Source organism: Aeromonas sp. SE22, from assembly GCF_038739755.1.
Lineage (GTDB): Bacteria > Pseudomonadota > Gammaproteobacteria > Enterobacterales > Aeromonadaceae > Aeromonas > Aeromonas jandaei.
The window spans coordinates 84,722-107,420 of record NZ_JBCGFD010000003.1 but is presented as its reverse complement, the minus strand read 5'-3'; the positions used below and the strand labels follow the sequence as shown (position 1 = coordinate 107,420).

General features: G+C 55.4%; 20 protein-coding genes. 5 read left to right on the top strand and 15 right to left on the bottom strand.

The window, feature by feature from the left end:
• Window positions 1-7 precede the first annotated feature (7 nt).
• From AAHA39_RS07490 to AAHA39_RS07470, 5 genes are all read right to left on the bottom strand, one after another.
• Complete coding sequence (locus AAHA39_RS07490; protein ID WP_320656801.1) at window positions 8-1,150, bottom strand: heparan-alpha-glucosaminide N-acetyltransferase domain-containing protein; 1,143 nt, start codon at window positions 1,148-1,150, stop codon at window positions 8-10.
• Between the two features lie 117 nt (window positions 1,151-1,267).
• Complete coding sequence (locus AAHA39_RS07485) at window positions 1,268-1,594, bottom strand: hypothetical protein (protein WP_104014220.1); 327 nt, start codon at window positions 1,592-1,594, stop codon at window positions 1,268-1,270.
• 160 nt (window positions 1,595-1,754) lie between these two features.
• Window positions 1,755-3,302, bottom strand: a complete 1,548-nt coding sequence (locus AAHA39_RS07480) for a protoporphyrinogen/coproporphyrinogen oxidase (RefSeq protein WP_320656800.1) — start codon at window positions 3,300-3,302, stop codon at window positions 1,755-1,757.
• A 10-nt stretch (window positions 3,303-3,312) separates the two neighbouring features.
• Entirely contained in the window at window positions 3,313-4,644 is a 1,332-nt protein-coding gene (locus tag AAHA39_RS07475; protein ID WP_320656799.1) for a flavin monoamine oxidase family protein, read from the bottom strand.
• 414 nt (window positions 4,645-5,058) lie between these two features.
• On the bottom strand, window positions 5,059-5,817 hold the full coding sequence (locus tag AAHA39_RS07470; RefSeq protein WP_041208882.1) for a GntR family transcriptional regulator: 759 nt from the start codon (window positions 5,815-5,817) through the stop codon (window positions 5,059-5,061).
• A gap of 152 nt (window positions 5,818-5,969) precedes the next feature.
• Between AAHA39_RS07470 and AAHA39_RS07465 the strand changes: the two genes are divergently transcribed.
• The 4 genes from AAHA39_RS07465 (at window position 5,970) to AAHA39_RS07450 (ending at window position 9,945) form a co-directional block, all read left to right on the top strand.
• A complete protein-coding gene (locus AAHA39_RS07465; protein WP_033114417.1) occupies window positions 5,970-6,992 on the top strand; it encodes an ADP-ribosylglycohydrolase family protein in 1,023 nt (340 codons plus the stop codon).
• Window positions 6,993-6,994: 2 nt separating this feature from the next.
• A complete protein-coding gene (locus tag AAHA39_RS07460) occupies window positions 6,995-8,377 on the top strand; it encodes a purine-cytosine permease family protein (RefSeq protein ID WP_320656798.1) in 1,383 nt (460 codons plus the stop codon).
• A 1-nt stretch (window position 8,378) separates the two neighbouring features.
• A complete protein-coding gene (locus AAHA39_RS07455) occupies window positions 8,379-9,323 on the top strand; it encodes a PfkB family carbohydrate kinase (protein WP_320656797.1) in 945 nt (314 codons plus the stop codon).
• A gap of 202 nt (window positions 9,324-9,525) precedes the next feature.
• A complete protein-coding gene (locus AAHA39_RS07450) occupies window positions 9,526-9,945 on the top strand; it encodes a hypothetical protein (protein ID WP_201907228.1) in 420 nt (139 codons plus the stop codon).
• Between the two features lie 51 nt (window positions 9,946-9,996).
• Here the strand turns inward: AAHA39_RS07450 and AAHA39_RS07445 are convergent, their stop codons facing one another.
• The 8 genes from AAHA39_RS07445 to AAHA39_RS07410 form a co-directional block, all read right to left on the bottom strand.
• Window positions 9,997-10,521 carry a GNAT family N-acetyltransferase gene (locus AAHA39_RS07445; RefSeq protein ID WP_042031533.1) on the bottom strand — a complete coding sequence of 175 codons (525 nt, stop codon included), beginning with the start codon at window positions 10,519-10,521 and terminating at the stop codon, window positions 9,997-9,999.
• 32 nt (window positions 10,522-10,553) lie between these two features.
• Entirely contained in the window at window positions 10,554-12,158 is a 1,605-nt protein-coding gene (locus tag AAHA39_RS07440; RefSeq protein WP_320656796.1) for a GNAT family N-acetyltransferase, read from the bottom strand.
• Window positions 12,158-12,769 (bottom strand): glutathione S-transferase family protein, encoded by a 612-nt coding sequence (locus AAHA39_RS07435; RefSeq protein ID WP_320656795.1) that lies wholly within the window; start codon window positions 12,767-12,769, stop codon window positions 12,158-12,160. Before AAHA39_RS07435 ends, AAHA39_RS07440 begins: the two co-directional genes overlap by 1 nt.
• Window positions 12,770-12,805: 36 nt before the next feature.
• Window positions 12,806-13,444: a pyridoxamine 5'-phosphate oxidase gene (gene pdxH, locus AAHA39_RS07430; RefSeq protein WP_320656794.1), complete on the bottom strand. Its 639-nt coding sequence runs from the start codon at window positions 13,442-13,444 to the stop codon at window positions 12,806-12,808.
• 165 nt (window positions 13,445-13,609) lie between these two features.
• On the bottom strand, window positions 13,610-15,301 hold the full coding sequence (locus AAHA39_RS07425; RefSeq protein ID WP_320656792.1) for a reprolysin-like metallopeptidase: 1,692 nt from the start codon (window positions 15,299-15,301) through the stop codon (window positions 13,610-13,612).
• Window positions 15,267-15,800, bottom strand: coding sequence for a hypothetical protein (locus AAHA39_RS07420; protein WP_320656791.1), 534 nt, complete (start codon window positions 15,798-15,800; stop codon window positions 15,267-15,269). Before AAHA39_RS07420 ends, AAHA39_RS07425 begins: the two co-directional genes overlap by 35 nt.
• A 323-nt stretch (window positions 15,801-16,123) precedes the next feature.
• On the bottom strand, window positions 16,124-16,462 hold the full coding sequence (locus AAHA39_RS07415; protein WP_320656790.1) for a hypothetical protein: 339 nt from the start codon (window positions 16,460-16,462) through the stop codon (window positions 16,124-16,126).
• Window positions 16,441-18,417, bottom strand: coding sequence for a reprolysin-like metallopeptidase (locus tag AAHA39_RS07410; RefSeq protein WP_320656789.1), 1,977 nt, complete (start codon window positions 18,415-18,417; stop codon window positions 16,441-16,443). The genes AAHA39_RS07415 and AAHA39_RS07410 overlap by 22 nt, the downstream gene beginning before the upstream one ends.
• Window positions 18,418-18,588: 171 nt before the next feature.
• Between AAHA39_RS07410 and AAHA39_RS07405 the strand changes: the two genes are divergently transcribed.
• Window positions 18,589-19,800 (top strand): RsmB/NOP family class I SAM-dependent RNA methyltransferase, encoded by a 1,212-nt coding sequence (locus tag AAHA39_RS07405; RefSeq protein WP_043850373.1) that lies wholly within the window; start codon window positions 18,589-18,591, stop codon window positions 19,798-19,800.
• A 107-nt stretch (window positions 19,801-19,907) separates the two neighbouring features.
• Here the strand turns inward: AAHA39_RS07405 and AAHA39_RS07400 are convergent, their stop codons facing one another.
• Both AAHA39_RS07400 and pflB read right to left on the bottom strand, forming a co-directional pair.
• Window positions 19,908-20,297, bottom strand: coding sequence for a RidA family protein (locus tag AAHA39_RS07400; RefSeq protein WP_139742594.1), 390 nt, complete (start codon window positions 20,295-20,297; stop codon window positions 19,908-19,910).
• A 69-nt stretch (window positions 20,298-20,366) separates the two neighbouring features.
• Window positions 20,367-22,661, bottom strand: a complete 2,295-nt coding sequence (gene pflB / locus AAHA39_RS07395) for a formate C-acetyltransferase (RefSeq protein WP_320656788.1) — start codon at window positions 22,659-22,661, stop codon at window positions 20,367-20,369.
• Window positions 22,662-22,699 lie beyond the last annotated feature (38 nt).

The following is a 22,699-nucleotide window of genomic DNA, read 5'->3' as shown; positions in this document are numbered from 1 at the left end:
GCTCACATCATTTATGAAAAAGAAAGAGCACCAGCATAGTCGCGAGCAGGGCCCCAACCAGGATCAGGGTCGTGGATGAGAAATACCTCTGACCATCCCCCGCTTTCCAATTTGCATATATCGTTGCCAACACATCACTGACCACCACAATCCCTACCGTCAGTACAATAAAGCTCGCCATGCTCAAACTTTGTCCCGGAATAGCCAAAGTCAGCCATGAAATGATCACCCAGTGAATGCAGTAAATCGGGGTAACATTTTTACTCCAGCGACCCGCGATATCCTTGATAAAACCAGGTACATAACGTACCAGATAACTCAATATAGCGAGTTCAAATATGACACCACCAGTAAAAGTGATATTATCCGTCAAGATATGATGGTAATAACCAGTCTCAAGATTCATACCTGTTGGAATAGAGAACAAAAAATTGAAAAGGTATATACCGAAGAAAAATACGACTGCCGCAACAACCCCCGATATCAGATAAAACTTTCTTTTATCAGTGCAGCGGATCAGATAATCGCCAAAAATATATCCGGCGATGGGGTAAAATGCCCATGTTAGGAATGGGAAATATGAACTTTCATTACTTCCCCAAAAAAGTCCAGCCAGAGAAGATACGGGCAGAGTCTGGGTTTGCACTGGCAATAGCAAAATATTTATCAGGGCAAAAACCAATCCGGTGATACCGATAGCAATCTTGTTAAACTGGAAGAAATTGAAGCCAGCAAACATGATCATTGCCAACCCTGAAAATTGCAGGATATCCACAATCATCAGCTCATTGAATCCCTTGTAGAGATAGCTGATGTCTGCGCTATTGAATCCCATAATTACGTTTGGGATGAATCCACGTACAAAACTGAGCAGGTAGGCTGTACATAGCAGAGCAAGACCACGCCAGGCCATTGATGCCGGTTGATTCTTCCTTGAATAATTTATGCCGATACCAAGCAGAAACATGAACATAGGGGCTGCAGGAATATCCCCATTAAAATCATTTATATCAGCCAGTAGTGTGTCCCATACTCCTGAATTGGCAAAAACCAATTGTACATGGATGATAATCATAAATAGCACGGCTAAGCCTCTGGCTATATCTAGCTCAGGTTGCCGACCACTGTTTACTTTATCCGGAGAAAACATATCTCACCTGCCTTTAATTTATATCGCTGGTTACGGCATAGCAATGCAACAATATGGCATTGCTAACAATGCCATAACGTATCACCTCAAACTTATAGAGAAACTCGTCTTATATGGTCATTCCACCATAAACGTCATAAACATATCAAAGAACACACCAAAAAAGGCGATACTGATACCAAATATAAAAAGATAGAGAGTGTGTCTATAATAAGTCAGAGCATCATCATCCTGACGGACACTTAATATTCTGAACAATACAAAGATCATGCTCACTGTGCCAGAGAACACACACATGCCGATCAAATATGCCTGCCACGCAGAGCCAACATGTTCGACGTCACCACGCACCCATGTCGCCATATAATTGAGCAAAAAGCCCAAGATAATACCGTTGGCAGTTACCATTGGTGCTCGTAGATTGGTTATTTTATCATCTTTCATTTACTCCCCCTGAAACCGGAATTATATTCACATCACCATACTATCATCAGCGCTTATGAAATATAGATCCCGGTTGGTTACATGGCAAGAAGGAGCAATACCATGTAAGGTATTACTCCATCTCCAGATTTATATCTCCGTCTGCAGTTAAATTATTGTGTCAGTCGTGATCTGCCTCAAGGATTTTTTCTGCCGCATAGTAACCAGATTGCACTGCTGCCTCAAAAGTCGGGTAGATCATATAGTCGCCCGCCAACACTATCGAGTCATCATCACTGTTATTCAGTTTGAGCAATCTGTCATATGCCCCCAATGACATCACTGGATAGCCATATGGGAATCGCTCAATATCGTAACCTGTAATTTTTTTGCTTGCTGCGGTAAATATTTTATCCAAATCACGATAGACATTCTTCAGCAACTCATCATCACTCATAGTCAAAATTGACTGGTCATGACTGCTCTTGGGAGCGATGTAGACAGAAATGATATTGGCTCGCTCTTTTTTCTGCTGGTCGTAAAACCGCTCAACCCAGGTAGCATCATAAACATCAGTGAAGAAGTAACTGTCTGGCACTGCCAAATCAAACGCCTTGTCAAATATCGGCGTATCAGAGAATAGTGCGACCGTAACATAAGGAGCGTAAGTTATCCCCTTCATGATCTCTTTACGCTCTGACGACAAAACAGCATCAGCGATCTTCAGAGTCACCGGAGCCGGGGTCGCAATGACAACTCTCTTGGCCAGAATAGTGGCTTGCTTGCCCCCTTTTTGGGTGTATACCACTGCATAATTTTCACCTTGTCTGGTAATACCGGTGACTGTACTCCCAGCTCTGAGCTTGCCATTCAACGCATGCCCCAACTTGTCAGTCAGCTCGGAGATACCCTTGGTAAAGGTGTAAGAGTTGGAACTCTCTTTTTTCGCCTCTGCATACTGCTCCGCAGCACTGCCAGGTTCATCATCCAACACATAACCATGTTCGTCATCGTCATAATCAAATGCGACCTCGGGGATCAGACTCAGTGCAGATATCTCCTGCAGGCCAGCCCCAAAAAGCCCACGGCTGGTCACATTGTATTTATCTATATAAACCTCAGGAATTCCATTCGCTGTTAACCAGCTTTTGGCATCCATATAATCCATTTTTTTAGTACGATCATTATATTCCGTATCAGGTATTTCATCGTAATGCTTATATTCTGATGAAATTAGTTTGATAAAATTATTATATGTTTCCAGATCACTATGTTTTATCAAATGTCTGGCAATACCATCACTACCATAACTGATAGATTCCCCATCATAAATAGCATCCATTGGTGAGGGAATTTCTTTCATTTCAAGACCGAGCTTGCTCACCATGCCTGCCAGCACATCATCGGGCTCCCCCAGATATTCTGTACCTTTGGCATAGGTAAACTGTTTATGGTGTCCTGAAGCGGTACGCCCACCAACAGTGTCATTTTTTTCCAACAAGACAAGATCTTTATCTTTCAGAAAATATCCTGCGGTAAGACCTGATATACCGCCACCGACGATCACTATATCATGAAACTCAACTTGAGCTGGCTGCATGCCAGACTCACGAGCACAAAGAATAGTTACCGGCAGCAAACAACATATACCTATGAAGGCAACCTTCTTATTTAAACCATTTCTTATATTATTCTGCATAGTGTCACCTCTATCTTTTCCATCACCCATTTTACGTTCATTAAGGGATGCGATTTAGACCGGAGGAGATAACCTCATCAGCTGCCCTTACACCAGATAAATAGGCACCATGTACCGTCTGAAAGAAGTGTCTCTCGGTCGCCTCACCAGCAAAAAAGAGACGATGTGCAATACTCTTCGCCAAATCGTCCCTAGCCTTGGGAGTTGCGCCCAATCCGTTGTATGAATAAGCTCCCATAGCATAAGGATCCGCACTCCAGCGTGTAATCAAGTAGCTCACCGGGTCTGGAATATTTGCACCATATATGGCTCTCAATGCTACCATCGCACTGGACACTGTATCCTGATCGTCCAGCTGTTCAACATGAAGCGCAAACTCGGCAGCATTAAAGCCAATCAAAACTGGCTGATTGGTATGTCTGGCCAAGCTGACCCATTCAACCCATTGTCCTTTATTGCCAGTATCGGGGATATTGTTAATCCAGTCGTAGCGAGTATCCCAAAATGCATAGGGGAAATGGAGACAACATTTATTCAGCGTACCGACACCAAGTTTTTTAATTGCTTGTGCTTTCCTACTTGGCAATGGTGGTTGAAATTCCACACGACCTGATTTCAAAACGCCCAGTGGTAAAGTCAGTATTACTTGCGCAGCTTGATATGTCCGGCTTTTTGTTTTAACGATAACCTCTGCATTACTCTCATATTCAACTTTTATAATTTCCTGTTCAAGCAGGATATCTAAATCCTGAGCAAGGTACTCGACAACGGACTGATAGCCGTTATACAAAACCCATTCATCACCAGAACAATCTTCATCACTATCAAACCAATATGAAGAGAGCTGCTCTATGGATCCACCATACTCATGCTCTATGGTGCTACTTAAAACAAAATCGATAATTCGTTGTTCTTCTTCAGAGCGTGAGGAGTAGGAAAGGCGAGAATAAATGCCATCCCGCAATGAGACATCACGTTCCGCATCCTGCAAAATCATTATTGCAGCAGATATTTCATCTTCAATCAAAGTAAGGCGTGCATACTGGGATGAACTCAGTTTATGAGAACCACCATAAAAAATATCTGCGCTCTCCGAATCGGTGGAAAAGTGCTTGATACCCAGCTCATCAACCAATCTTGAAACAGGATTTTGTGGCCCGGCACCGTGAATCCATGTTGCCCCAAGATCGATAGCAGGCCCCGCCCACTGCGAAGAGGTATGCAAACGCCCCCCAATACGATCCCGGGCTTCAAGTACCAATACGTGGTATCCGGCATCACGCAATTTTTTAGCCGCGACAAGACCTGCCACACCGGCGCCAATCACTATGACTTGCCATCTATCGGTAACCGCAGAATTCAACTCGCCCATGGTATTAGCGTCTCCTCTCCTATGACCAAGTTGCCAGTAAACCGATTGGTTAGAGGCAATATTGTCACTGCAACCGGTGAAACATTTCAGACAACATTCACTCTTTTTGAGCGACCGCTCAAAACTACTGTAAGGGCTTGCTACAAGTCAATAGCAACATCGCTATCAAACGCTGTTTCTTGAATCATGCAGTGAGAAGAATGGGGATGAGCCATCCAGCAAACAGCCGCATCCATGCAGTGAATATGATGGGGATACAGACAGGGGCAGAGAAAAAATACTATTTAAAATCAATAGTAATGCATGATTGAACATGACAGATGGCTCGTTTCACCATCACTACTGCCCTATGTGAAAACCTGTACGACAAAAGGCGCCTTATGGCGCCTTTTTTATTGCTATGTACCCAACTATTCAGCCGGGAATGGCACCGCTGTTGAAGGTAAAGCTGTAGCTATCGCCGCGGCAGAGGCTCTGGCTCACCTCCAGCAGCTCCCCCTGCGCCGTGTAGCTGCGCTGCATCACGGCCAGCACCGGCATGCCGACCGGCAATCCCAGCATGGCGCTCTCGGTCTGGCTCGGCACCTGCTGGCGGATCTGGTACTGCTGGGCGACAGGCTCAATCCCCTCCTCCCGCCAGTGGGCGTAGAGCGAGCCCTCCAGCAGATCGGGGCGAGGCAGGAACTGGCGAGGGATATAGGTGGTCTCGATGGAGGTGGGGTCATCGTTGACGCAGCGCACCCGGCGGATCTTGGCGATCTCGGTGCCCTCAGCCACCCCCATCAGGGCGGCCTGCTCGGCGCTGGCAGCCACGAGCTCGCGCGCCAGCCAGCGATCGCTCAGCGCCCCGAGCTGGCTCAGCTGGGCGGTAAAGCTGCCTCCAGCCAGGTTGTAGGTAAACGGAGCGTGCACGACGGTGCCCTTGCCCTGCTGCTTGATCACCAACCCCTGCTCCGCCAGCAGGGAGATCCCCTTGACCACGGTGGCCCGGGATAGGGCGAGGCTGTCGGAGAGCTGACGCTCGGAGGGGAGCACACAGCCGTGGGGCAGCAGTTTGCGCTCGATAGCCTGCTGCAGCCCCTGCGCCAGAATGAGATAGAGCGGCTCATCCCCTGCACAGGCCAGCCGTTGTTTCAACTCGTCAAACAGGTGTTCAGCACTCTCTCTCTGCATGGCGCTCTCGTCTAAAGATGCAAAAACATAAACAAATGGGTCCAGTCCACTTTACTTTAAAATGCGTTATGGTTCACACTGGACTGACACTGGATGTGTATAATACCCACTGGACTGCAACTGGACTACACAAAAAGGTGATCGATATCGTCATGACCCCATCAAGCTCTACCTCACTTCAACAGCAGCGTATTCTGGGTTGTCTCTATGGACAAGCTGTGGGCGATGCCTTTGGCATGCCATCGGAGCTCTGGTCCCGCGAGAAGGTGCGTGCCTTCTTCGGCTGGATCCATGACTTCCTCGACGGCCCCGAGGAGAACATCGCCGCCAACGAATTCGTGCGCGGCCAGTTTACCGATGATACCAGCCAGATGGTTGCCCTGATGGATGCCATCATCGAGGAGCAGGGGGAGATCAAGCCACTGACCATCGCCCGCCACATCATGAAGTGGGCCGAGGGGATCGACGCCTTTAGCAAAAATATTCTGGGCCCGACCTCCAAGGGAGCCCTTATCGCCCTGCAGCAGGGGATCCCCCTTGAGGAGATCCAGGCCAACGGGGTGACCAACGGCGCCCCGATGCGTATCGCCCCCATCGGCTGCCTGATGCCGACCAGCGACAAGGAGGCCTTTATCGAGGCCGTGCGCCTTGCCTGCGTGCCGACCCACAAGTCGGATATCGCCATCGCTGGTTCAGTGGTGATTGCCTGGGCCATCAGCCGCGCCATCGAAGGGGCCAAGTGGGCAACCATTCGTACCGAACTGCCCCCCCTCGCGCAAGAGGTGCAGAGCCGTTTTGCCTCCACCTTCAGCGCCTCCCTTGGCCGCCGCATCGAACTCGCCTTCACCGCTGTCGACAAGGCACCGACCATCGAATCGGGTCTGGACGATATCTATGACCTGATCGGTTCCGGCATGGATGTGATTGAATCTATCCCCGCCGCGCTGGGCATAGTGGAGCTCTCCGAAGGGGATCCCATGCTCTGTGCCCAGCTGTGCGCCAACCTCGGCGGCGATACCGACACCATAGGTGCCATGGCCACCGCCATCTGCGGTGCCCTCAGCGGCATCTCGGCCCTGCCGCTGGCAGCGCGCCAACTGATTGATCAAGCAAACCGGATTGACTTCGGCCCCTATGCCGAAGCCCTTGCTCACTATCGGCAACAGGACGTATGACTATGAGCCAGCAAGCAACCGAGATGCAGCCGGAACAGACTTCCAGCGGCATCGATCTCATCCCTCCCCACGAGCGAACCAAGCAACCGGCGGAGCTCTTCTTCGTCTGGTGTGCCGCCAATATCGGCATTCTGGGGGTCGTCTACGGCGCCGTGGTGGTCTCCTTTGGCCTCTCCTTCTGGCAATCGCTGCTGGCGGCGATTGCCGGGGTCGCCTCCTTCGCGCTGGTAGGGATCACCAGCATGGCGGGCAAGCGCGGCCGCACCACCACCCTCACCCTCTCCCGCATCTGCTTTGGCAAGCGGGGCAATATCGCCCCCACCGCCTTCTGCTGGATCAACCTGATGGGCTGGGAAGCGGTCAATCTGGTCACCGGTACCCTGACGCTGGCGGCACTGTTTGCCGCCATGGGGCTGGCGGAGTCCCACTGGATCACCGCCCTCTCCCTGCTGCTCTTTGGCGGCCTGACCGTGGTGGTCTCGCTGCTGGGGCAAAATACCGTGCTAATGATGCAGAAGTGGATCACCCGCACCTTCGGGATAATGACCCTGATCGTGGTGCTCTATCTGATGGCCAACGCCAACTGGCAGGTGATCATGGCGCTCCCCTCCGGTAACTGGCTGACCGGCTTCCTGCCCGCCGTGTCGGTGATTGCCGCCGGTACCGGAATCAGCTGGGCCATCGCCGGTGCCGACTACAGCCGCGACCAGAGCGAAAAATCGCGCCCCGGCACCATCTTCTCATCCGTGGTGGTGGGCGCCTCCCTACCCCTCATCCTGCTGATGTTCGCCGGTATTCTGCTCACTGCCCAGATCCCCGATCTCGCCTCTACCGAGAACCCCATCGCGGCCATCGGCAAGCTGCTGCCAGCCTGGATGGCGATCCCCTATCTGGCCGCCGCGGTTGCCGGTATCGTCACCATCGCGGTACTGAGCCTCTACTCCGCCAGCCTCAACCTGCTGAGCATGGGGGTCAAGCTGCGTCAGTCCCATGCCGTCATGCTGGATGCCGTGCTGGTCGTCGGCGTCGCGCTCTACGTGCTGTTTGTCTCCGGCGACTTCCTTGGCCCCTTTATCGCCTTCCTGATCTTCTGCGGCCTCTTCCTGGCCTCCTGGGCCGCCATCTTCATCCTCGACTATCTGGCGCTGCGCCGTCATCAGGGTTACGACTATCTGGCCCTCTACGGTGATACCGGAGTGCGCAAGGGGCCGCTGCTCTGCTGGCTCGCCGGCTCCATCAGCGGCCTGATGGTCACCAAGACCGGCTTTATCGACGGCCCGCTGGCCATCGGTGTCTTTGCCGACTCCAGCCTCGGTCTGTTTGTCTCGTTTGCCGTCAGCCTGCTGCTCTATGCCCTGCTGCTGCCCCGCATGAGGAGCGTCTGAGATGACTCCGCCCGTCCCGACCATGCCGGTCATGGTGATTGGCGCCGCCTTTGGCGACGTGATGCTGGAGATGAACCGCCTCCCCGTCTCGGGCGGCGATGAAGTCGCCCGCGAGAGCGGCCGCCAGATTGGTGGCTGCGCCTTCAACGTGGCCCGCGCCCTCGCCCGGCTCGGCGCCCCGGTGATCAACGGCATTACCGTCGGTCAGGGCAGCTGGGGAACGGCGGTGGAAGCAGCGATGGCGGCGGAGTCGCTGCCAGTCCAGTTGCGCGATCCGGCTCACGACAATGGCTGGTGTCTGGCACTGGTCGAGCCCGATGGCGAGCGCACCTTCATTACGGTGGAAGGGTGCGAGCAGTACTGGGATACCGCGGCGCTGAGCCGTCTGCTACCCGCTGGCACAGGGTGGGTCTATGCCTCTGGCTACGAGCTAACCGGCACCCAGGGGGCGCCGCTGCTGGAGTGGTTGCTCCAGCTACCCGAGCGCATCACGCCGTTAATCGATCCGGGTCCCCGCATCGGTGATCTGAGCGCTGACGAGATTGCCGCTCTGCTGGCCCGTGGCGCCCTCTTCTCTCTCAATCGTGAAGAGGCAGCCGTGCTGCTGGGGGCCCCCGCCAGCGCAGCAACCGTGGCCAGCTTCTGCCGGCAACACAGGGCTGCTCTTATCGTGCGGGAAGATAAAGAGGGAGCACTGGTCGGCACCCCGGATGGTCAATGCCAGCGGGTATATCCCGTTGCGGTGACCCTCTGCGATACCGTCGGGGCGGGCGATGCCCATGGCGGCGGCACCCTGATGGGGCTCGCCAGCGGCCTGCCGTTGGCAGAGGCGGTTCGCCTCGGCAATCTGGTGGCCGCCATCGTGGTCAGCCGTCCCGGCGCCGATGGTGCACCAACCCGCGCTGAACTGCTCAATTACGACTTGCCTGTGATCACCGCTGCGTGATCGCTTTGGCCCGCTCCGGCACCACCGAAGCGGGCATTTTTTCAATGGCAGCAACCACTTCCCCCACACTGTTCACCTCACCCCTCTGTCACAGACGATTTGCGAAACTGAACCGGATCTTGACGGCACTTCACTTGGTGTTTTATTGACCAACAGAGAGCTAGTATTATGAGCAGGTTCCCGATCAGTCAGAGAAGCGATCATGCAAATCAACTCAGCCTCCATGCCCATCATGCGCCCCGATTACGGCAAATATCCCTCTTATCCCGAGGTCACACCGGAGCAGATCAATCAGGCTCAAAACAAGGTGCTGGACAAGAAAGACGAGGTTGAAACTCAGCGTGAGGATCAGGCCACCGCCCGCCGCACCATGGCGGTCTCCTACTCGGCTGCGCAGCAGAACAAGGCTGTGGTCGAACGCTATATGGAAGCCAGCGATACAGAGAGCAACGACAATAGCGGCCCGAGCGCCAGTGACGTCTATCAGGCGGCCAACCGCTACCAGCGCCAGCAGAACCTGAGTGACTACCTGCAATTCCAGCAGAGCCCGCTCGGCCAGCAGATGGGCAGTATGGTCGGTGAAGAGAAGCCCAAGGGCTCCCTGCTCGATATCACCGCCTGACAGACCAACATCCGCTAATGAAAAAGCCCTCTTCATGAGGGCTTTTTGCTATCAGTGAGATCCTTCCGCCACTTCGTCGGGCAGCTCGTCAAAGAGAGGATGGTAGAGCACCTCGCCCGCCACATTGGCAAGGCCACCCGGCTGCAGCTCCATCGCCATAAAGCACTCTGCCGGCACCTCGTAGATGCAGCGCAGGCCAAATTCGCTGGCGGGACGGAAACCGAAGCGGCTGTAGTAGGCCGGATCGCCGAGCACCACCACCCCTTTCCAGTCCATCTCGAGCGCAGTATCCAGCCCTTCGCGGATGAGATCGGAGCCAATCCCCTGCCCCTGCCAATCGGGATGCACCGCAACCGGCGCCAGCCCAAGCCAGGGCCCCTCGACACCGTTAATGGTGATCGGGCTTAGCATCAGGTGACCCATGAACTCGTACTCTTCCTCTTCGACCATGGTCACCACGGCGGCACCACACTCGCGCAGACGGTTAACCAGCTCGGCCTCATCGGTGCGGCCAAAAGCGGCAGTGACCAGCTCATAGACCGGCAGCATGTCACCGGGGCGCTCGGTTCTCAACATCAGGTATTACTCCTCGTACAGCAGAGCGGCCATTATTCCACAAACTGCCTCCGCTCCTGAGCACCTTTGTCCAGAAATGGGAGGGTGCACTCAGGAAAACGATCGGCAAACTGCTCTCGCAAGGCTCGCCAGTTGTCCGGTGCGGGCTGGGCCAGCACCCTCTGATAGGCATTCAGCAAGGAGGGGGACTCCCGCGCCAGCCGCGCAAACGTCTGCTCCGGCCCCAGATGCCAGCGGCCATCCAGCTCATCCATCAGCTCCGGCAACTCCACCAGCAGCCTCATCAGGCGATGGCGCAGGGGGAGCGCGCTCTCAGCCGTCAATCCATCCCCATCGGCAAGTAACCGACTGATCCAGCCAAGCCGCTCGCGCCGCTCTGTCAGCGTCAGCGAAGTGGGCCCCTGACGCAGCAGAGTAGCGAATTGCAGCAACCACTCCAGCCCCATATCACCCTCATCCTTTAGCAGCAGACCACCTGCATGGTGGAATAGCTCGGGCTCAGCAACCTCCAGTCGGGAGAGGGGATAGCAGTGCAACTGATATCCCTCGGCCTTCAGCTGCGGATCAGCAAATAACCGAGCCTCGTCAGCATCCATGTCGGCCAGAAAGAGGGAGATGACGGGCAGCTTCGCTTCGCACACAGCCGGATCGCAGAGGATCACTACCGCGATCCGCTCATCCCGTTGCCATCTGACCAGCGCCTGCTGCAACGCTCCAGTAATGGCTGGACGGCGATCCAGCCGCCAGTAGCGCACCTCGCACGGCTGATGGCCGTCAATCAGACGCAGCCCCTGCTCCACCATGCCAAGCTTGGCCATCACCCTGCCGGAGGCCAGATTCTGCGGCATATGGCGAGCCGTGATGGCGGGCAGATGCAGCTGGTCAAAGGCAAATGCCTTGACCAGTCTGGCCGCCCGGGTGGCAATGCCGCGCCCCTGCCAGGGGACACCGACCCACCAGGCCAGTTCGCCATTCCAGTGCAGCGAGATGACGCCGACAAGGGGCGCTTCTGCCTCCCCTTGCGGCAAGGTGATGGCCCAGCTCCAGCCAAGGCCAAGCGCCGCTCTGCGCCAGCATAGGGCCAGCCAGTCGCGGGCCCCCTCCGGTGGATAGGGGTGGGGAATATTGAGGGTGTAGCGGGCGATCGCCTCATCGCTGCAATAGCGCACGATCTCTTGTTCATCCTCAGCGTGCAGTGCCCGCAGTTGCAGTGGAGCATAGCAATCTTGTTCCCGTAAAGAGGGTATCCACAGGCGACGCGCAAGCAGACGATTGAGCAGAGCGCCCAGATCCGCGTGTGCATCCAGCGTCAGATCGGCGCCAACCGTCCCCAGCGTGAGCAGTCCCTGCTCCCGGGCCAGCGTCAGCAAGGAAGCTGAACCACTGAGAAGGATCTGCTGGGTAGGATCGGCGTGGTGTTGCGGCAACAAATCCCCATCAAGCCAGGCGGCCAGCAGGGCGCCGGGACAGATCACGCCATCAGGGGTCAGACCTGCCCAGGGGGCGCTCTGGTGATCGAGGGTGGCGGCAGCCTCCTTGCCCAAGAGCAGCTGCCAGCGATGGCCCTGCTGCTGCCAATGGCCCACCACCTCGTTCCAGTGGGGCTGCCACAGGCTCCCCTCGATCAACAGCTCCATCACGCCTGACAGGCCGCTGGCAGGCTCATGTGATGTGGATGCGCCTCGATGCGGGTAATCCAGTCACGAATGTCGGGCCACCCCTGCAGGGAGAAGATCCCCTCCTCCGCCACATGGGTGTAGGCGTAGAGGGCGATATCGGCGATGGTCGGCACCTCGCCGCACAGATAGGGGCTCTTTTTCAGTTGTTGCTCCATCACCGCCAGCGCCTTCTCGCCACCGGCCTTCAGCCCGTCGAGCCGCGCCTCCTGCGACTCGGGCCGCCCCAGATAGCGGACGATAAAACGGGCCACCGCAATATAGGGCTCATGGCTGTACTGCTCGAAGAACATCCATTTGAGCACGTCGGCCTGCTGGCGCGGATCGGTCGGCCACAAAGACGAGCCCTGCGCCAGATAGAAGAGAATGGCATTGGATTCAGCCAGCAGATCGCCGGGAGCAAGTTCCAGTACCGGGATCTTGCCATTGGGGTTCATCGCCAGAAAATCGGGGGTTTGAGTCTCCCCCGCCGCGATATCGACCGCCACCCACTCGAGGGGCAGTTCAAGCCAGCGCGCCAGCAACCACGCCTTGTAGCAGTTGCCGGAGCGCAGATCACCGTACAGACGCATGCACACTCCTTGTGAAAAACAGATTTGAGAAACCGGTCAGGGAGCCAGACGCTCGATATGCCAGCCATCCCCTTCACGGGTGTAGTAGAAACGGTCGTGCAGACGGTGTTCACCCCCCTGCCAGAATTCGACCGTCTCGATTACCACCCGAAAGCCGCCCCAGAAGCTCGGCAGCGGCACTTCGCCGTTGGCAAACTTCTGTTTGAGCTCGAGAAACTTGGCCTCCAGCACACCGCGCGCCGAGATGCGGGTCGACTGTTTGGAGACCCAGGCGGCGATCTGGCTATCCTTGGGACGACTGTGGAAGTACTTCATCACCTCGAAGGTGCTCATCTTCTCCACCCGACCGGTTACATGCACCTGACGGTCGAGGGTGTGCCAGGGGAAGAGCAGGCTGATGCGGGGATTCTCCTCCAGCTGATGCGCCTTGCGACTGCCCATGTTGGTGTAGAAGACCATCCCCTGGGTGTCGTAGTGCTTGAGCAGCACGGTACGCTGCCACGGCTGGCCATCGGCATCCACGGTGGCAACCACCATGGCGGTGGGGTCGGTCAGCTTGGCTTCGCAGGCCTGTGCCAACCACTTCTCGAACAGCTCGAGGGGGTCGGCGGGCAGATCGGCCCGATGCAGCCCGCCACGGGTATACTCCCGGCGCAGATCAGCAACATCCATCATCTTGATTTTCCTTCAAATAAATAATGGTTCCACGACCATCAAGAGAATGATTGCAGGCATTGTGCGCCCGATAAAGCGACCTTGTAAACCATACAAAAAAGCGAAGAGGCTAATGCCTCTTCGCTTGGTTAATCAATTTACCAAAGATGGGTTGGGGTATCTGGTTTAGTAGCTTATGGTCTCACGACGACGCAGCAGCGCAGCAATACCAAGGCCTAGCAGAGCGAACAGACCGGTCGAACCGCCGCCACCACCGCCGCCATTGCTTTCAGGCTGAGGAGCTGGTGTATCACTGCTCTTGGTCGCCAGCTTTGGCGTAATGGCATAGAAGATATTGTCGCTACAGGCCAGCTTGAGGCGAACAGCGCTGCCAGCATTGGCCGGAATGGTCACCTCATGGGCGCCATTGTTGATCACGCCATTGACCAGCGGCTGCCAGCTCTTGCCTTCATCATTGCTATAACTGATATCGACCCGCTGACAGTTGATGCGGCCACCGTCGGTTCCAGCTACTTGCCAGTTCACTGTGGTCGGGCTGCCAACCAGAATACGCTGGTCAGGGGCTGGTAATATCTTGAAGGTTTGTGAACCCGTATCGACCACTTCGACCGAGGTCTCATCATAGGCACCACCGCCTTTGCCATCACGGGCGACCAGACGGAAGTTAAGGGTGCGCGGCACATTGACCCATGGATCGCCCTTCTCTTCATCTTTTATTAGCTCAGGCTGTTGCAACATAAATCGTTCATATCCCCTTAGCTGAGTCGCTAAAGAAGGAAAGTGACGTTCAGGAGACGTTGTAGGCGCCACAAAACGATATAAGGGGCCATCGCTCAATTTTCCATAGTATATATCAGATGCACTCTCAGTCGCCCGGCCAAGATCAACCTGTTCCCAGGTAAAAGTCATTCCATCTTCACCAGAACCAATCCCTGTGAGTGAAAATGCAGTTCTAACAGGAATAACTTTTGATTGCGATGCTGGCGAGATATTCGCATCAATATCTTGCTTGGTCATAGGCTCAAGAGTGCCACAATTATCTGGACGGCTGGCTAACACAGCAAGCATCTGCTCAATGGACTTGCTATGAAAATAACCAGTCGTTTTAGATTGCAGATTTTGTGACCCCATGCCAACTCTGCCCGGATAACCCATGATGGTCGCACCGCTACCAACCTCCCAAGCGGAATTAGCTACACGTCCGCCTTGATCGACATTAAAGATATGCTCTGCACCGAGCTGATGACCCACTTCATGCGCAAAGGTATCGACAAACATCGCATCGATCTCTGCGATTCCCGCTCCCGAGCTGCCATTACCGGCTCCACTCATTGCATTAGATCGCAAGTTTCGACCAGGGGACTTATTCCCGAAATAATCCAGATTTGGAGCTGCGCACAGCGTCCCCCATGCCAAGCCAGAATAATTGGTCGTCATCAGCACGTGGCCAATATCAAACTCACCTAACTTTTTCGCAGGATCGGCTTCTCTTTGAGCCAACAGTTGAACAAGCTCATTTCGATGTGCATCATCACGGTCTATTGTAGGCGTGGTAAATGAGCGGTCTTTATTAGTTCCATTAAAAAATAGATCTGTGTCCGGATCGTCAAAAATAATATTATCATTACCATCAGCCAAGATAAATTTTATACCGAGATCACGCTCATATATCTCATTGACTCGAGCCAGCAATGTTACAATAGATGACAAAGCACCTACTTTACCATGAAATGAGGTGGTATACTCTCCAGTGGTAGATATCGCAATCCGATATGTTTTTATTCCAGGAAAGTTATAATTTTGTGCTGCTTGCTTAGTTGCACTATCTAACAATGAGCGCTTTTTTTTCACTTTCATGCTCACTTGTATTATTCTGCATCAGCTCTTCATGATGCCCATTTTTTCGCGGTTTTACATTTTTCTTGTAATAAACAGAATAAAGACCACTACGTTGAACATCAATAAACACCTGCTCCCCTTGGTGCATAAACATGCCATTAAAACCACGTGGGGAAATATCAAAACTGCCGGTATTATTTTCATTGCCCACTTCATGGCCTTTAAAGGTCATGATATCCGGATACTTGGCGGCCAATGCGGGTGGCAACACCGACGAGGGCAGCACTTCAAATTGCACCATTCCACCATTTGGTAATGGCAAAGTAATCAGCGTATCGCCAGCACGCAGATTTTGAATAAACTCTTCATCGACCTTAAAGCTGGTATAGGCACTAGTTGTGACTGTATCAGCCGCCTGCCGATTGTGTGCTTCGACCATATGCCATGGGGATGCCAGCGCGATATTGGCTGACATTGCGATGACAACTGAGATTGCATTTATTGTGAACTTCATCATTATTAATCACCTGACTGAACAGCCGGCGAGAATAACGTGACAAAGATCACAACTCAACTTTTAATGCAAAAATTAAAAGATTTTAATTTTCTTTGAAAGCATACAGTTTGCACCGAATCACTTAACTCGCTAATTTAAAAAGTATTTTCACTGCCTCAGAGAAATAGAGTTAAAACTCCATTTATTTTATTTAGAGCCCCATTCGTGAATAGTGCAGCGATAATCATAGCCTCATTACGGCTGTATGCTGATTCGAGTAATAACTCAAATTCGGCTTATTAATATGCGTTTACACGCTATCCGAAACTTCCGCTCACCAGCCACTATTGCCCCGATATAGCCTCCGGCATGCACTTTTCAAGCATCCTTCTGTTATATCGGGTGGCATAGTCAACTCGTTGCTCAAACTCAGCCTCCTTGCCAATCTCAATCACATCACCGAATCCCTCCAGATAACGGATACCGCACCGCATTCTGGCCTCTGCTTGCAACCGATCAGCAACCGAAGGAACCGTGCCTCCCCGCCCGCCCCGCACGATAAGACGATAATCCTGCACTTTGAGGCTCTGCTCGACCGCCTGCTCGACCCCATCGGGTATGGCATGGCAACCTGATATGTAGAGCAGCAGCAAACCAGCCGCTACTCGCAACGTCTGCACCATAGAAGACCTCCTGCCATCAGCACCAGCCAAAGCGGATCAACACTGCCACCACCTCCCCCGCCGCCAGAACTACCAGAGCTGACAGTGGTAGTGCTTCCTGTCGAACTACCGGAAACTGAGCTCGCCCGCGCCGCCGTATTGAGAGCAAAAAAGATATTGTCGCTGCAAGAGAGCCGCAGCAAGGCCCCGCTCGCCAAAGGTGTTGGCAAAGTAATGCTGGCCGAGCCACTATTGGGTACACCGGCCACCAGCGTAGTCCAGTTGCTGCCGCTATCCCGGGTCAGGGCCACATCCACTTTCTGACAATTGATAGGCGCCTGATTCGTTCCCGCCACATTCCAGCTCAACGTTTGGGTTGCACCAGCCACCATCTTGCCAGTAAGGGGAGCAGTGATGGTGAAAATGGCCCCGGTGTTGACCACTTGTACTACCATCTCGTCGCTGCTGACAGCCCCTTGGCCATCACGCACTGCAAGGCGAAAGTGAAGGTCACGACTGGTGGTTGGCCAGGCCTCGCCCTTGGCAAGCACACCCGCAATGAGTGAGCTCATCGCAGGCAAGCTGCGGCTGGGGGCTTGGGTTGGCGACAACATACGAAACAGCGGCCGTGAGCCGTCATCCACCATGGTGGCCGCACTGGTAGAGGCAGTGCCAAGATCCAGCTCCTCCCAGCTGTAGCTCAGCGGATTGCCATCAAGATCCACCGCACTGCCGCTCAGGGTGAAAGCGGTGTTGGCGGGGATCACCCGATCCACGCCAGCATCCACGACCGGGGCATTGTTGGAGAGCACCAGATTGGTTCCACAAGATGGCTGCGAGGCCATCTTGGTACGGATCTGCTCTATCGACTTGCTGTGAAAGAAAGGAGAGCTGTTACTCTGCAGATCTTCATCTCCACAGATCCCGGCATACGCCATGATAGAGGAACCGCTGCCAGGCTCCCAGGCCGAGCTTGCCTCACGCCCGCTACCACAACTGCCCGACGTGCCGTTGAAAGAGTGCTCCGCCCCCATCTGATGACCCAGTTCATGAGCCACGTAGTCGATATAGAAGGCATCGCCTGTCGGCTGCGGGCTCCCCGTCATCCCCTGAGACCGGCTGAAGGGGTTGCAGAGCGCCCCGAGTGTAGCCAGCCCGCCTCCCGAAGTGGTCAATACGTGACCCACATCGAAACCAGAGCTTAGCAGCAAGGCTTGCTGGGTCTGGTTGATGGTCAGATCCTGAGTGGAGTTGGTGAAGGGATCGGTGGCCGGATCGGTAAAGATCACCTTGTCCGTATCCGCAGCCAACTGAAACTCGGCCCCTACATCGCGGCGATAGACCTCGTTGACTCGGTTAAGCAGAGTGGCAATGGCTGCCAAAGCTGCGGCTTTGGTGCCACCGTGAAACTGGGTATATTCCCCGGTCGCCGAGATAGCGATGGTATAGCGCTTGCGCTGGTTGCCGCTGACCAGCACCGAGCGGGCGGCCTGCGCCCCAAGCTGCGATGACAGCACTTCATCATCATCCAGCCGGCGCCAACTCTCCTGCTGGGTATAAACGGCGTACGAGGTGCCATCAAAAAGCGGGTCTATGTAGAAGGTCTTCCCCCGATAGGTGAACATGCCGTGAAACCCCTGTTGCGTCAGGTCAAAGCGACCGCTGCTTCGGGGATCGTCTGCGGCGCTGCCCGAATAGGTTTTGATGGCGGGGTAACGCAGTGCCAGCGTGGGTGGCAGCAGGGCGTTGGGATGCAGGGAAAATGTGACGATACGGCCATCGGTCAGCGGCAGACTAAGAGAAGATGGCAACTCCCCCGTAGCGAAAGGGGGCTCTGGCACCACCACCTTCACCTCATCGGCCCTCACATCAAAAGCGACGTTTGCAGCAGTTTTTGCATCCTGAAACAACCACTCCGGTGATGCCAGCACCGGCATTGCCAGGCAGGAGATAAACAGGGTCAGACCATACTTCATAGCGCCTCCATGCTCTATTGTTATCACTGCAAGTATGGCCAAGCTCCACATGACTCGCCGAATATCCACCTTGCACCGCATCCCCCTTCCACCTATCATTGCGCCGTTTGTCTGTTTCAGAATCATCCCGCTACCGGGGTGATTCATCTTTATCTGGCCAAGGTTAATCTCATGCTCAAATCCCCACTGTTGCCCCGTTTCGGGGATCTGGTCGTTGCCATTGTTGATGACGTGCTGGGTCAGGGTCTCACCCTGGATCGCGCCTATGCCCGTCACTTCTCCGGCATCGAACTCAAACCGCAAGAACAGGCAAGGATTGCCCTGGTCACCGGCGACCTGCTGCGTCGCCTGAGCCTCTACTGCGCCCTGACCGGTATTCAGGTTCGTCAGGCCGAGAAGAACGTCTGGCCGCTGCTGCACAGCTGGCATGCTTTCCACAAGATCCCCCAGCCCAACCACCCGACCCTGGATCGCTTCAACGAGGAGGCGTTCCGTCGCCGCCTGAACGAAGCCAAAAAGAACCCGGTGCTGATGGATGGCTGCCCGACCTGGCTGGAAAAACTCGGCAGCGAGCAGCTGGGCGAAGCCTGGCCGGCCGAGCGCGCAGCCCTGACCGCCATGCCCAAGCGCTACCTGCGGGTCAACACCCTCAAGTGCACCCGCGAGGAGCTGCAAGCCGCACTAGCCAAAGAGCAGGTCAACACTGTGCCGGTAGCAGGAGTTGAGAGTGCTCTGGAAGTGACTTCCGATGCAGCCCTGTTTCGCACCAACGCCTTTGCCGACGGCTGGTTCGAGCAACAGGATGCCGGTTCCCAGCACATTGCTGCCGCACTCGACGTCGCGCCCGGCATGCGGGTGATCGACGCCTGCGCCGGTGCCGGTGGCAAGACCCTGCATCTGGCCGCCATGATGAAAGGCAAAGGCCGCCTGCTGGCGATGGATGTAGAAGAGTGGAAGCTGGAGAACCTCAAGCAGCGTGCCCGCCGCGCCGGCGCCCACAACGTGGAGACCCGGGTCATCACCAGCAGCAAGACCGTCAAGCGCCTCAAAGAGAGCGCGGATCGCCTGCTGCTGGACGTCCCCTGCTCCGGTCTTGGCGTGCTCAAGCGCAATCCGGATGCCAAGTGGCGCGATACCGCCGAGCGTCTGCCGGTGCTGGTCGCTCTGCAGGAAGAGATCCTGCAGCGCTACAGCCAGATGGTGAAAGTGGGCGGCATGCTGGTTTACGCTACCTGCTCCATCCTGCCCGAGGAGAACCGCCAACAGGTGGACAAGTTCCTCGCCGCCAACGAAAACTTCCGCCTGCTTGGTGATCACACTGTGAGTCCGGCGGCTACCGGTTTCGACGGTTTCTATCTGGCGCGCATCGAGCGGATTGCCTGATCCAGAATGCCCCACTCCTTGCGCCCTTATCGCTCACGGCGGGTGCGATGGAAAAAGAGCGGCAGCCCTCGGGCTGCCGCTCTTTTTTATTGGCCGGGATCGCCGCATCAGGACTCCAGCGCAGCAATCGCCTCTATCTCGATCTTCACATCCTTGGGCAGGCGGGCCACTTCCACGCAGGATCGCGCCGGATACATGGCATCGTGCTCGGTGAAGAAGTCGTTGTAGACCCGGTTGACCGCGGCAAAGTCGTTCAGATCCGAGACAAACACCGTAGTCTTGAAGATGTTGCGCACCTCACCGCCAGCCGCCTCGACAATCGCCTGTACGTTTTGCAGGGAGCGCAGGGTTTGCGCTTCGATACCCTCTGCAATGTCACCGCTCACCGGGTCCAGCGGGATCTGGCCGGAGGTGTAGAGGATGTTGCCAATCCGGGTGGCCTGCACATAGGGGCCGATGGCGCCCGGCGCCGCTTTGGTAGTGATAACCTGTCGCATCTGTTACTTCCTCGTGCTGACAAACAAAAAGTAGGCCCGGAGCAAGCCTGCTCACCCCGGGAATGAGAGTTACATCATGTTGGTGAAGGTTCTGGAGATGACGTCCTGCTGCTGCTCGCGGGTCAGGGCGTTGAAGCGCACCGCATAGCCGGAGACCCGGATGGTCAGGCTGGGGTACTTGTCCGGATTCTCGATGGCATCCAGCAGCATCTCGCGGTTCATCACGTTGACGTTGAGGTGCTGGCCCCCTTCTACATCCCGCTCATGATGGAAGTAGCCATCCATCAGCCCCACCAGATTGTTCTCGCGATTGGCCGGCTCCTTGCCGAGCGCCCCCGGCACGATGGAGAAGGTGTAGGAGATCCCGTCCTTGGCATATTTGAACGGCAGCTTGGCCACCGAGGCGAGCGAAGCGACCGCCCCCTTGCGATCCCGACCGTGCATCGGGTTGGCCCCCGGCGCAAACGGGGCACCGGCACGGCGGCCATCCGGGGTGTTGCCAGTCTTCTGGCCATACACCACGTTGGAGGTGATGGTCAGAATCGACTGAGTTGGCACCGCATTGCGGTAGGTCGGCAGCGCCTGGATCTTCTTCATAAAGCGCTCGACCAGATCGCAGGCGATGGAGTCGGCCCGCTCGTCGTTGTTGCCGTACTGGGGATACTCCCCCTCAATCACGAAATCGACCGCCAGCCCGTCAGCATCGCGCACCGGCTTGACCCTGGCGTACTTGATGGCCGCCAGCGAATCGACCGCCACCGACAGACCGGCAATGCCGCAGGCCATGGTGCGATAGACGTCGCGATCGTGCAGCGCCATCAGGGAGGCCTCGTAGCTGTACTTGTCGTGCATGTAGTGGATAAGGTTGAGCGCACTGATGTACTGCACCGCCAGCCAGTCCATAAAGCTGTCGAGGCTGGCCATGACAGTGTCGTAATCCAGCACCTCGTCCATGATGGGCGCCACTTTCGGGCCAACCTGGATCTTCAGCTTCTCGTCCACCCCGCCGTTGATGCAGTAGAGCAGGGTCTTGGCGAGGTTGGCGCGGGCACCGAAGAACTGCATCTGCTTGCCGATCACCATGGGGCTCACGCAGCAGGCGATGGCGTAGTCATCGCTCTCGAAGTCGCTGCGCATCAAGTCATCGTTCTCATACTGCAGGGATGAGGTATCGATGGAGACGCGGGCCGCATAGGTCTTGAAGGCCCGCGGCAGTCCTTCCGCCCAGAGGATGGTGAGGTTGGGCTCGGGCGCCGGCCCCATGGTCTTGAGGGTGTGGAGGTAGCGGAAGGAGTTCTTGGTCACCAGGGTGCGACCATCCAGCCCCATGCCGCCGATCACCTCGGTCGCCCAGATGGGGTCACCGGAGAAGAGGGTGTCAAACTCGGGAGTACGCAGGAAGCGTACCATGCGGATCTTCATGATGAAGTGATCGACCAGCTCCTGGGCATCCTGCTCGCTGATGAGCCCCGACTTCAGATCCCGCTCGATATAGATGTCGAGGAAGGTGGCGGTACGGCCGAGGGACATGGCGCCGCCATTTTGCGACTTCACTGCCGCCAGATAGGCAAAGTAGAGCCACTGCACCGCCTGCTGGGCAGTGCGTGCCGGCCCGGAGATGTCAAAGCCGTAGCTGGCCGCCATCTGCTTGATCTGCACCAGTGCCCGCTTGTGCTCGGCCAGCTCCTCGCGCTGGCGGATCACCTGCTCCAGCTGCTCCCCCCGCTCGAGAGCCGGTTGCAGATCGGCAAACTGCAGCTCCCGCTCACGGATTAGATAATCTATGCCATAGAGCGCTACCCGACGATAATCTCCGATAATGCGACCACGACCGTAACCATCCGGCAAACCGGTCAATACCCCTGACTTTCGGCAACGCAGCATCTCGGGAGAGTAGACGTCGAACACCCCCTGGTTGTGGGTTTTGCGCAATTCGCTGAAGGTATATTCAAATTCGGGGTCCATCTCCCGGCCATACGCTTCAAAAGAACTGCGGATCATATTTACGCCGCCAAACGGGTGCAGCGCTCTTTTAAGGGGCTTGTCGGTTTGCAGGCCAACGATTTTTTCCAGCCCCTGCTCGATATAGCCCGGCCCGTGGGCGGTGATGGTCGTAGCAATATTGGTATCAAAATCGACCGGTGCGTGGGTGGCATTCTCGATGCGGATCCCCTCCATCACCTTGTTCCACAAAGTGGTGGTCGCTTCGGTCGCATCTGCTAAAAACTGTTCGTCACCTTCATAGGGGTTGTAGTTCTGCTGGATAAAATCACGGACGTTGATCTCGTGCTTCCAGTTCTCACCGGCAAACCCTTGCCATGCCTGACGGAATTTATCCTGATCCAATTGCATATCAACTTTCATCAAATAAACCTCATTCACTACTCATGACACTACAGTGG

Excerpts from the sequence above, each read along its gene's own strand:
- AAHA39_RS07490 (WP_320656801.1), bottom strand. The coding sequence starts at position 1,150 with ATGTTTTCTCCGGATAAAGTAAACAGTGGTCGGCAACCTGAGCTAGAT.
- AAHA39_RS07485 (WP_104014220.1), bottom strand. The coding sequence starts at position 1,594 with ATGAAAGATGATAAAATAACCAATCTACGAGCACCAATGGTAACTGCC.
- AAHA39_RS07480 (WP_320656800.1), bottom strand. The coding sequence starts at position 3,302 with ATGGGTGATGGAAAAGATAGAGGTGACACTATGCAGAATAATATAAGA.
- AAHA39_RS07475 (WP_320656799.1), bottom strand. The coding sequence starts at position 4,644 with ATGGGCGAGTTGAATTCTGCGGTTACCGATAGATGGCAAGTCATAGTG.
- AAHA39_RS07470 (WP_041208882.1), bottom strand. The coding sequence starts at position 5,817 with ATGCAGAGAGAGAGTGCTGAACACCTGTTTGACGAGTTGAAACAACGG.
- AAHA39_RS07465 (WP_033114417.1), top strand. The coding sequence starts at position 5,970 with ATGACCCCATCAAGCTCTACCTCACTTCAACAGCAGCGTATTCTGGGT.
- AAHA39_RS07460 (WP_320656798.1), top strand. The coding sequence starts at position 6,995 with ATGAGCCAGCAAGCAACCGAGATGCAGCCGGAACAGACTTCCAGCGGC.
- AAHA39_RS07455 (WP_320656797.1), top strand. The coding sequence starts at position 8,379 with ATGACTCCGCCCGTCCCGACCATGCCGGTCATGGTGATTGGCGCCGCC.
- AAHA39_RS07450 (WP_201907228.1), top strand. The coding sequence starts at position 9,526 with ATGCAAATCAACTCAGCCTCCATGCCCATCATGCGCCCCGATTACGGC.
- AAHA39_RS07445 (WP_042031533.1), bottom strand. The coding sequence starts at position 10,521 with ATGTTGAGAACCGAGCGCCCCGGTGACATGCTGCCGGTCTATGAGCTG.
- AAHA39_RS07440 (WP_320656796.1), bottom strand. The coding sequence starts at position 12,158 with ATGGAGCTGTTGATCGAGGGGAGCCTGTGGCAGCCCCACTGGAACGAG.
- AAHA39_RS07435 (WP_320656795.1), bottom strand. The coding sequence starts at position 12,769 with ATGCGTCTGTACGGTGATCTGCGCTCCGGCAACTGCTACAAGGCGTGG.
- pdxH (WP_320656794.1), bottom strand. The coding sequence starts at position 13,444 with ATGATGGATGTTGCTGATCTGCGCCGGGAGTATACCCGTGGCGGGCTG.
- AAHA39_RS07425 (WP_320656792.1), bottom strand. The coding sequence starts at position 15,301 with ATGAAAGTGAAAAAAAAGCGCTCATTGTTAGATAGTGCAACTAAGCAA.
- AAHA39_RS07420 (WP_320656791.1), bottom strand. The coding sequence starts at position 15,800 with ATGATGAAGTTCACAATAAATGCAATCTCAGTTGTCATCGCAATGTCA.
- AAHA39_RS07415 (WP_320656790.1), bottom strand. The coding sequence starts at position 16,462 with ATGGTGCAGACGTTGCGAGTAGCGGCTGGTTTGCTGCTGCTCTACATA.
- AAHA39_RS07410 (WP_320656789.1), bottom strand. The coding sequence starts at position 18,417 with ATGAAGTATGGTCTGACCCTGTTTATCTCCTGCCTGGCAATGCCGGTG.
- AAHA39_RS07405 (WP_043850373.1), top strand. The coding sequence starts at position 18,589 with ATGCTCAAATCCCCACTGTTGCCCCGTTTCGGGGATCTGGTCGTTGCC.
- AAHA39_RS07400 (WP_139742594.1), bottom strand. The coding sequence starts at position 20,297 with ATGCGACAGGTTATCACTACCAAAGCGGCGCCGGGCGCCATCGGCCCC.
- pflB (WP_320656788.1), bottom strand. The coding sequence starts at position 22,661 with ATGAAAGTTGATATGCAATTGGATCAGGATAAATTCCGTCAGGCATGG.